This is a genomic window from Lutimaribacter marinistellae (assembly GCF_042648365.1).
Classification (GTDB): Bacteria; Pseudomonadota; Alphaproteobacteria; order Rhodobacterales; family Rhodobacteraceae; genus Lutimaribacter_A; species Lutimaribacter_A marinistellae.
Genome location: NZ_JBHRXI010000023.1, coordinates 1 through 8,346, shown reverse-complemented (window position 1 = coordinate 8,346; position 8,346 = coordinate 1). Strand labels below are relative to the sequence as shown.

Annotated in this window: 7 protein-coding genes; 3 read left to right on the top strand and 4 right to left on the bottom strand. The window is 57.5% G+C overall.

Annotation, left to right across the window (positions count from 1 at the left end):
- Together ACFORG_RS18675 and ACFORG_RS18670 are read left to right on the top strand one after the other, a co-directional pair.
- Window positions 1-223: hypothetical protein (locus ACFORG_RS18675; protein ID WP_386737067.1), on the top strand; the 223-nt coding region annotated here is incomplete at its 5' end.
- Window positions 224-678: 455 nt separating this feature from the next.
- Entirely contained in the window at window positions 679-1,671 is a 993-nt protein-coding gene (locus tag ACFORG_RS18670) for an aldo/keto reductase (protein ID WP_386737065.1), read from the top strand.
- 4 nt (window positions 1,672-1,675) lie between these two features.
- Here ACFORG_RS18670 and ACFORG_RS18665 read toward each other — a convergent pair whose 3' ends face one another.
- The 3 genes from ACFORG_RS18665 to ACFORG_RS18655 all read right to left on the bottom strand — a co-directional run bounded on the left by ACFORG_RS18665 (window position 1,676) and on the right by ACFORG_RS18655 (window position 6,376).
- Window positions 1,676-4,234: a TRAP transporter permease gene (locus ACFORG_RS18665; RefSeq protein WP_386737064.1), complete on the bottom strand. Its 2,559-nt coding sequence runs from the start codon at window positions 4,232-4,234 to the stop codon at window positions 1,676-1,678.
- Window positions 4,235-4,323: 89 nt separating this feature from the next.
- Complete coding sequence (locus ACFORG_RS18660) at window positions 4,324-5,310, bottom strand: TAXI family TRAP transporter solute-binding subunit (protein ID WP_386737069.1); 987 nt, start codon at window positions 5,308-5,310, stop codon at window positions 4,324-4,326.
- A 151-nt stretch (window positions 5,311-5,461) separates the two neighbouring features.
- Window positions 5,462-6,376: a LysR family transcriptional regulator gene (locus ACFORG_RS18655; protein WP_386737063.1), complete on the bottom strand. Its 915-nt coding sequence runs from the start codon at window positions 6,374-6,376 to the stop codon at window positions 5,462-5,464.
- A 128-nt stretch (window positions 6,377-6,504) separates the two neighbouring features.
- Between ACFORG_RS18655 and ACFORG_RS18650 the strand changes: the two genes are divergently transcribed.
- On the top strand, window positions 6,505-7,578 hold the full coding sequence (locus ACFORG_RS18650; protein WP_386737062.1) for a tartrate dehydrogenase: 1,074 nt from the start codon (window positions 6,505-6,507) through the stop codon (window positions 7,576-7,578).
- Between the two features lie 334 nt (window positions 7,579-7,912).
- Here the strand turns inward: ACFORG_RS18650 and ACFORG_RS18645 are convergent.
- Window positions 7,913-8,346 (bottom strand): hypothetical protein (locus ACFORG_RS18645; protein ID WP_449284311.1); only part of this gene is annotated, 434 nt, incomplete at its 5' end.

The window sequence follows — 8,346 nt, the reverse complement described above, 5'->3', positions numbered from 1 at the left end:
GCGACTGGAACGATTGATCGTTCCAAAGATCAGTTGGGCAAAATTTATCAATAACTTAGCGACCGGAGAACGTTCGACCCCGGTCCTGCCCGCTCCGCCACTTGACCTCGCCAAATCTTTCTCCGCTGGCCGCCGCGGCCGGAATTTCTTTTTGTTTTCGAGGGTTGTAGTGGTTGGGCTATTCACCTCGTCCGGCATAAACAGGCCCGAAACCGTTCTCTGAGGCCCAAATTCTCTGAATCTGATGACTGCGCCAATTTGGTGCAAAGCTTGTACCGCGCTGAAATCAAACTGCTTTTCTGACTGGCAACCTGAACACTTCGATGCCAGTGGCGCTCGGTAGATGGAACAGAAATCGAACGTTCGCTGGTCGCTCGAAGCTGTACATGACTGCTGACCTGCAGCACTCCTCGAAGCACGACAGGAAGGGCGGAATGCGGACCTTCGCTGCAAGTGCGTTGGCACAGAGCCCATCTGACGACAGCAGCCGTTCAATTGAAGTTCAAATCCCCAAACCCTGCAAAGGACTTATGGCCGCGGCAAGCGCAATCCTACCAAAGCGAAGCCCCGAATGATTGACCGTTGCGTTTAAAGCGCCAATGGTGGCATTCGGGGGGCCGTATTCGGCTACGCTGCCTTGACTTGGTTCTTTTGACGCAGAATTGGCACGGTTTCACTATGCAACGACGTCAGTTGATTCACTCGGTATCACCAGTTTTTCCTATCGGCTTGGGATGTATGAATTTCGGAGGGTTTTATGGACCATCTTCGGAATTCCAAGCGCGGGAAACGCTTTCCCATGCGATCGACTTAGGGGTCGAGCACCTCGACACAGCCAACATCTACGGACTGGGCGTCTGTGAGGAAATCCTTGGACGGTTTCTGTCGCCGGCGCATCATCACACTCGCATTGCAACCAAAGCCGGGATTTGGCGCGACCGTGAACATGGCAATCGCGGTTTCAACAACAAGTCAGACTACCTCCGAGAGCAGCTCGAAGGCTCGCTGCGACGCCTAAAACGGGAACATGTTGACCTGTTCTACATTCACCGTCGAGATCCGGATGTCGAAATTGAAGACGTCATGCAAACGCTTTTGGAGCTGAAGAAAGAAGGCAAAATCGGGGGGATTGGTTTCTCTGAAATCTCACCGTCCTCTCTTCGACGGGCAGCCACGGTTGGGACCGTTGATGCGGTGCAAAGCGAATATTCGCTCTGGTCTCGCCTGCCTGAACTCGGGCTTTTGCAAACATGCCGAGAGCTGGGCGTTGGTTTTGTCGCCTATTGCCCGCTCGGGCGGGGTATGTTGACCGACTATATCCCCGATCCAACCGCATTTGCGGAGAAGGATTTTCGAAAGAACAACCCGCGTTTCCAGGAACCGAACCTCTCTTTCAATTTGGCCAGAGTCACGCAATTCCGCGCATACGCCGCCGATCATGGTGCATCGACTGCCGCCATGGCGATTGCTTGGTGCCTGGCCCAAAACGACAACATCATCGCGATCCCCGGCACCCGCTCGGCACGACACCTTGAAGAATGCATGGAGGGGGCCCGCATTGCTCTGACAGAAGAGATGAAGGTCGAGATCGAGCACATTTTGCCCGTTGGCTGGGCACACGGCGACCGATACTCGAAGAGCCAATGGAACGGGCCTGAAGGGTATTGTTGACGCGTCAGTCAGCGCCTCTCACCGGAATGGGCGCATCAGGGTCTGGATGGAACAGGCGCTGGATCAGGAACATCGCCACGGTCAGGCCGACGCCGATGAGGTCGGAGACCCAGCCGCCTTCGATCATGAAGAGCGCGGCCACGATAAGACCCAGTCGGATAAACCAAGCAGACCGGGTGCCCATGAACCAGCCTTGCACGCCCGATGACAGGAGGAACACGCCGACGATCGCCGTAACGCCCGCGCGTCCCACTTCGAACCACGAGCCGTCCATCAAAAGGGCGCTGTTGTAGAAGAACATGAACGGTACGATGAATGCAGCGATGCCGATCTTGAAGGAAGCGACCGAAGTCTCCATCGGGTTGGCCCCGCTGATCCCGGCGGCTGCGTAGCTGGCCAAAGCCACGGGCGGCGTAATGGCCGACAGCACAGCGAAGTAGAACACGAAGAAATGCGCGGTCAGCTGTGGGATGCCCAGCTGCACCAGACCCGGTGCAACCACTGATGCAGCCACGGCGTAGGCAGCTGTGGTTGGCATGCCCATGCCCAGCAGGATCGCGATGCACATGGCGAAGAACAGCGCCAGCAGTTGCGATGTGGCCGCCAGATCCAGAAGCACAGCCGAGAAACGCGCGCCGACACCGGTCAGGCTGATCACGCCCACGATGATACCCGCACAGGCGCAGACCGCGATGATCTGGATCGACATGATGCCGGCCAATTCGAACGCTTTTAGAATCGACCGTGGCCCCATGCGGAACGGCGTCAGCCAACTGACGACCGCTGCCGCCACCGTTGCCAGTGTGCCTGCCCTGATGACCGAGTAGCCAAGGAACAGAGCGTAGATCAGGATGATGATCGGAATGAACAGGTAGACCTGCCGAACCATCTTGTTGAACTTCGGCAGTTCGTCCTCGCGCATGCCGCGCATGCCCAGCTTGGCGGCTTCGAAGTCGACCATGAAATAGACCGACACGAAGTACAGAATTGCCGGAATGATCGCCGCGATGGCGATCTCCTGGTAGGGGATGCCCGTGATCTCTGCCATGATGAAGGCGCCTGCGCCCATGATCGGCGGCATGATCTGGCCACCGGTTGATGCCGCAGCCTCGACTGCGCCTGAGGTTTTCTTGTGGTAACCAACCTTCTTCATCAGCGGAATAGTGAGAGAGCCGGTCGCCACCACGTTGCCCGCCGACGTGCCGTTTATCATGCCCATCAGGCCGGATGCAAAGATCGCCACTTTCGCCGGGCCGCCGCGCGCGCGACCAGCTGCGGCGAAGGCAAAGTTCACGAAGTAGTCGCCAACCTTTGACGCCTGCAGGAAGGCCGCAAAGATGATGAACAGGATGATGTAGGTCGAGGACACGGCCGTCGTCGGCCCCAGAATGCCAGCATCGGAATAGACATGGCCAAAAAACCGCTGCCAGCTGTAAGCGTTTTCAACCGCGAGAATGCCGGGCAATAGGTGGGCGGTGAAGGTGTATATCAAGAAAACGGCAGTGATGATCACAAGCGCAAGACCAGCCACGCGGCGGGTCAGTTCCATGATGAGTGCAGCACCTGCAGTGGCCGCAAAGGCAACCCCAATCGGCACCTCTGCCGTGCCCACAGAGTTGCGAGCGGCGGTGGAGTAAACCACAACGAGATAGAAAGCTACGACGAGACCGCAAAGCGCCAAGACAAGGTCGGAGAAGGCAAAACGATTGCGCTCCACCCGATCGACCCAACCGATCACAATCGCGGCAAATGTTGCCACGAGCAGGGGCAGACCGAATTGCCAGATCTCAGCTTCGAAGATGCCGGTATAGCTCGGGAATGCCGCGAGACGTTCGCTGCCTTCGGGCAAGGACATCCAGATCACACGGCCACCGACTTCAGCCGCATCGCCGGAGGCGAGGAAGTTGGCAAAGCCAAAAACGGTAGATGCAGACCAAGCAACCGGGATGAGTAAGGCGGCCGAGACCATTTGCAAACCCGATCCGCGTGCAACAAAGCCGGGGCCAAATTGGCTGGAAGCGTACAGCAAGAATCCGAGCGCCAGGGCTCCGCCGATGTGGAGGATGCGGAAATTCCATGTCTCCAGTGGGAATTGCGGCAAGAACCATAGCCTCTCGGACCACGTTGTGCGCACGGCGCGCGCCTCACGTGTGAGCGCAGCGGCTTGATCCCGTGCCGCATCCAGTGCGGCGATGCCGGTCGCAATTTCGTCGGCATTTTCAGCCGTCGCCATCGTCTCTTCGGCAAGGGCTTTAAGACGGCGCACCGAATTGCCTTCGAACGCCTCGCCGACGGGCCCGAGCGTTGCGCGCAAATCGGCAAAGGCTGCATCAGCGGCAGCATCGGCGCGCTCTGCTTGGATGGTTGTTGGCAAAGCAATGAGGTTCGAAAGCGAAACGCCGTTCAGGGCGATCATATGCAGCGCGGCGTAGAGAGTGGCCACAGCAGCGATGATGAAAAGACCGCGGCCTTCAAACAGGCGACGGTTTCCTTCGATGGGCTCTTCGTCCACCCCATCTGCAATCAGGTGATCGTCCTCGTGTGCTGTGTCTTTCTGAACCATCGTGTCGCCAGCCTGCTTACAAAATACCCGCGCCCAAGTGTGTCAGGCGCGGATACGTTTGTCTAAAAGTGCCTCAGGGGCAAAAGCGATCAGCCGCCGTGGATCATGTCCGCCGGAATGTCAGCGCCAGCGTTTTCCATAAACCACTTGGCCGCACCGGGGTGCCATTTCATCACGGTGTTGCGATCCCAAAACTCAGGCAGAGTGGAGCGCGCCGCCTTGTGCGTGGCAACCATGCGTTCGTTGTCAGACATGACCGCATTCACAACCTCGAAAACGAAGCTTTCAGGCAGGTCGCAGTTTGCGATTGCGAAGTTCCACATCGACACGGAGCGCGCAGGCGCCTCGAGGGTCTGGTAGGTGTCGGCTGCGATATCGAACTGCGCCACTGGGAACGCGGCGGTGATTTTCGCTTGCTCTTCTTCTGTGAACTCGATGATGTTCACGTCGGTTTGCACTTCAAGCTGCGAAACAGCCGGAACTGGAACACCAGCGGCAAACGCGATCACGTCGAGCAGACCGTCCTGCAACTGTCCACCCAAATCTGACCAGCCACCGTTGCGGCGTTCGAAATCCACACCCAGTTCTTCCATCATGCGCGGAAAGTAAGTGTCCGATGTCGAGCCCGCCGGGCCGAAGCCGATTTTCGCACCAGCCGGGATGTCAGCAATGCTTTCGATGCCAGAAGACGAAAGGGCCGTAATCGAGAACGGCGTCTGGTACATCGGGAACATTGCGCAGGCGCCCGTCATTTGCAGACCCGGTGCAATGGGGTTGTTCCCAGCAATAGACTCTGCTGCGGGACCCATGGTGGTCATGCCGAATGCCAGATCGCCCGCATGGACGAGCGACATGTTTTGCATTGGGCCACCGGTGACTTCAGCACCACCAGAAACGCCGGTCGCCTCAGAAACGATGCCGCCCCAACCGGAGCCATATCCGAAATATGTGCCACCCTGAGAGCCGGTCCCGATGGTAAAGCTTTCCGGCCAATCAGCGGTGTGGCCGTCAGCGAAGGCTGCGCCTGCAAAAAGCGTCGTCGAAGCCGCCAGAGCGACGAGTATCTTGATGGTCATGTGTTTCCTCCCGAGATGTGAGCTCTTGCGGCCGAAATGGGGATCAAGCCGCACGTGTCTAGCCATTCAAAAGATTCTAGTATTTTTGTTTTGCTTGACACCAGCGCCTTGGATGCATCGGCGGTTATACAAATTATTGATATAATGTGCCTCACGCAGTCCGTGAAAGCTCCAGCAAGTTCTCTTGAAGAACTCGCAAGAACGCGTCACGGGACTCATGCCGCGTTTCTCTGAGCCAAACTGCTGACAGAGCAAGGCTCTGTTTTGCAATATCCGTCGACCCATTCAAGGTTACAAAACTGACGCCTCCGACCGCCAGGCGCGAGGCCCATTTGGGAACAATTGCGAGTCCAACGCCTGTGCTGACCAGGCTGACGATCGTTTGTTTTTCTTCGGCGATTTGGGCAATCCGGGCTGTGTATCCCGCCTCGAGAAACAGCTTTATCGTCAAATCGTGGCTATGCGGCCGAGAGGCGCGATCCGGAACAATTAAGGGCTGATCGGCAAGATCCGCCACAGACACCATTTTTCGCGCTGCAAGGGGATGATCCTCTGGCATGGCAACAACAGCAGTTTCCGAAAAGATCGGCATAAATTCTAGCCGTCCGTCCGGGACTTCCGGGGGGCGAACAATCGCGATGTCCAAACGGCCCGATAACAGTCTTGGCAGCAAACGAATTGTCTTTTGCTCCAAGAGCTCGACGTCGATTTCGGGAAAAGCTTCGCGGACCTTCGGAAGAAGTTGCGGCATCAATCCCGCAGCGGCGCTGTCAATAGCGCCGATACGAAGAATGCGCGACTTACCTTTGGTGCCCTCACGAAACATGCGCTCCATTTCATCGGCGCGCTCGACCAAGTCGCGCGCCTGAGCGACGAACTCGCGCCCTGCATCCGTTAACGCTACATGCCGCGTTGTCCTGACAAGGAGTTGCCCACCGAGTCCCTCCTCCAGGAGCTTGATGTGTCTGCCGAACGAGGCTGGGAGCATGTCAAGTTTCTGGGCAGCCCGACCGAAATGCTGTGTCTCGGCCACGGCAATCAGACATCGAAGTTGGCGCAGTTCCATCTCGACCCCATTATATGAATTTTTTATATGATACAGCTGCGATTGCCTGACGTCCATCAAACACGGATACACCTACGAAGCGTTATCAAAGAGAATGTCACATGACTTCGCTTCCAAAGGGGAAAGACATGAAGACCTACAAAATCGCTGCAATTCCTGCCGATGGGATTGGACCCGAAGTCATCGCCGCAGGAGTCCAGGCCCTTGAAGCGCTTGCCAAGCGCGATGGCAGCTTTCGGCTTGAGTTTACGCATTTCGATTGGGGCTCAGAACGCTACAAGCGCGAAGGTGCGTTGATGCCTGAAGATGGGACGGAAACGCTCAAAGCTTTTGATGCGATTTTTTTCGGAGCGGTTGGCGCGCCTGATGTTCCCGATCACTTGACGCTCTGGGGTTTGCGCTTGCCGATCTGCCAAGGCTTTGACCAATACGCAAACGTGCGTCCAACCCGCATTTTACCTGGAATCCAGGCGCCTTTGGCAAATGTCGGGCCCGGGGACCTTGATTGGGTGATCGTGCGCGAAAATTCAGAAGGTGAGTATGCCGGAATGGGCGGTCGCGCGCATCGGGGTCTTCCGGAAGAGGTCGGAACAGAGGTCGCAGTTTTTACACGGGTCGGCGTAACCCGCATCATGCGTTACGCTTTTCAACTCGCCCAATCCCGCCCCCGCAAGCTGCTAACGGTGGTGACCAAATCAAACGCTCAGCGCCATGGCATGGTCATGTGGGATGAGATCGCAGAAGAGGTTTCAAACGACTTTCCTGATGTAACATGGGACAAAATGCTCGTGGACGCGATGACAGTGCGAATGGTGAAATCCCCTCAGAGCTTGGACACAATTGTCGCTACGAACCTACATGCCGACATCTTGTCTGACCTCGCAGGTGCGCTGGCCGGGTCTTTGGGCGTTGCCCCAACGGCAAACATCGATCCGGAGCGGCGGTACCCTTCCATGTTTGAACCGATTCATGGTTCTGCGTTCGACATCACTGGGAAAGGCATTGCCAATCCAGTTGCAACATTCTGGACAGCCGCGCAGATGCTTGAACATATCGGCGAGGCCAATGCCGCGCAGCGGCTGATGCGGGCCGTCGAGAAGGTATGTGCGGACGGCGTCATGACGCCTGATGTTGGCGGCGACGCGAATACACAAGACGTGACGGATGCAATTTGCGATGCAATCAGGGGTGACAACATTTAGATAGGCTTCCGCCAAAAAATGTCGGGCTAAGCGCTATTCTCAGGCGTGCTGCAGTGCTTAGCCCGACGCAGCCTGCTCTATTCAGTGTGGTACCCAACCCGCTCTCCACGAACCACATTGAAGCTGCGCCGCAACACAGCCAGACAAGCCATCTGTTGAGCTTTCGGCATTCTGCATATCGAACCAGAGTTCAGCGTAACCCAACGTAGTGTCAGTTGTCCTTAAGGCCCCTCTCGTCTGTAGTACTGACTAGGCCGACTAGCTGCAGCGAAAGTCCGGTTTACGGTCCGCAGTACAGAAATCGAAGCGCCTAGCGAACGACAGCTTTGGGCCGCTAGCGGAAGTGCTCGCGCTGCTCCGTCCGCTCCAAAGGAAACGGCTCCAGCGCCCTTGCCAACGTCACCTCCGGCCCCTGATGCCCGTCCAGGATCGCCTCGACGATGTCGGGCGCGAGCAGGGTCAGGCGCAGGACGCGCGTCATGTATGAGGAGGCAATCCCCTCGCGCTCCGCCAGTTCGGCGATGGTGGCGTACTCGCCCGACTCCAGCATCTTCTTCCATCGGAACGCGCGGGCCAGCGCCTTGACCAGAGTGCTGTCTGTCCGTCGCGGCTGCACGGGACCGTCCGGCAACTGCATCTCCTTCCGCCCGCCGCGCTTCACGACGCGGAAAGGGACATGGAGCGTGACCGTCTCGGGGATCTGCGCGCCGCGGGTCATTCGGCTGCCATCGTCTGCTCGGTCTGCATCTCGCGGACAAGACTGCCAAG

Coding starts and splice junctions, on each gene's coding strand:
- ACFORG_RS18670 (WP_386737065.1), top strand. CDS start 679: ATGCAACGACGTCAGTTGATTCACTCGGTATCACCAGTTTTTCCTATC.
- ACFORG_RS18665 (WP_386737064.1), bottom strand. CDS start 4,234: ATGGTTCAGAAAGACACAGCACACGAGGACGATCACCTGATTGCAGAT.
- ACFORG_RS18660 (WP_386737069.1), bottom strand. CDS start 5,310: ATGACCATCAAGATACTCGTCGCTCTGGCGGCTTCGACGACGCTTTTT.
- ACFORG_RS18655 (WP_386737063.1), bottom strand. CDS start 6,376: ATGGAACTGCGCCAACTTCGATGTCTGATTGCCGTGGCCGAGACACAG.
- ACFORG_RS18650 (WP_386737062.1), top strand. CDS start 6,505: ATGAAGACCTACAAAATCGCTGCAATTCCTGCCGATGGGATTGGACCC.